This window comes from Quyinboa ferrireducens (assembly GCF_042436675.1).
Classification (GTDB): Bacteria; Bacteroidota; Bacteroidia; order Bacteroidales; family UBA5342; genus JBHJHP01.
The window spans coordinates 1-759 of sequence record NZ_JBHMVA010000093.1 but is presented as its reverse complement, the minus strand read 5'-3'; the positions used below and the strand labels follow the sequence as shown (position 1 = coordinate 759).

Here is a 759-nt window from a genome sequence, read left to right as displayed (position 1 = left end):
CATACCGCGGGAACGTTAGGGGCAAGGGTGAAAAAAGATAATTAACCATTCAGTATTTGAGAAATTTTAAGACTTGCTATTTATTAACGCTATTAGATTAAACTTAAACATAGATACCATGAATAAAATATTTAGACTGTTTTTAGTTATTATAACTCTATTACCTTTTATTGACTGTTTTAGTACAAACCCAATAATATTGACTACACAGCAGAAATCAATTTATCAGTGCATGAGATTCTGTGAGATTCAGGATTCAATCAAAAATATCGAAAATGAATTGTTACTTAAAAATGCAGGAAATGAACTAATAAAAGCAGAGAGAAAGTTTTACTTAGGAGTGTCATTGATTTTTGTCGGAACAATTATATATCAACAAGGCCATGGAGACAAGTTCATTTCTGCATTAGGAATAGGCATTGGTGGTGTTGGTGCATTTTTCTCTATAAAATATATGAATCATATTGGAAATGCAGGTAGAATTTTAAACGGGACAAATTTAAAAAGAGGGACTGGACTACATATAAAAAGTGATAATGATGGTTTAGGCTTGGCTTTTAGGTTTTAGCACTGAATGATTATTTATTTTCTGAGAGTCAGGAACTAATTGAAAAAAGAACCCCAGCCCCTAACACGCGGTGCATAGTGCATGCGGCTCTTTTAACCTGCAAATCCACATGCATCCTGGCGTCGTTTTCGGCTTGACAGTCTCCACTTCGTGGGACAGTCAACCGCACGACACCATACCGCGGGAACGTT

The 759-nt window shown here is 35.6% G+C and carries 1 protein-coding gene; it reads left to right on the top strand.

What is annotated here, in order from left to right; all coding sequences use genetic code 11:
• Window positions 1-118 precede the first annotated feature (118 nt).
• Window positions 119-568: a hypothetical protein gene (locus ACE01N_RS20570; protein ID WP_380592976.1), complete on the top strand. Its 450-nt coding sequence runs from the start codon at window positions 119-121 to the stop codon at window positions 566-568.
• The last annotated feature ends 191 nt before the right edge of the window (window positions 569-759 follow it).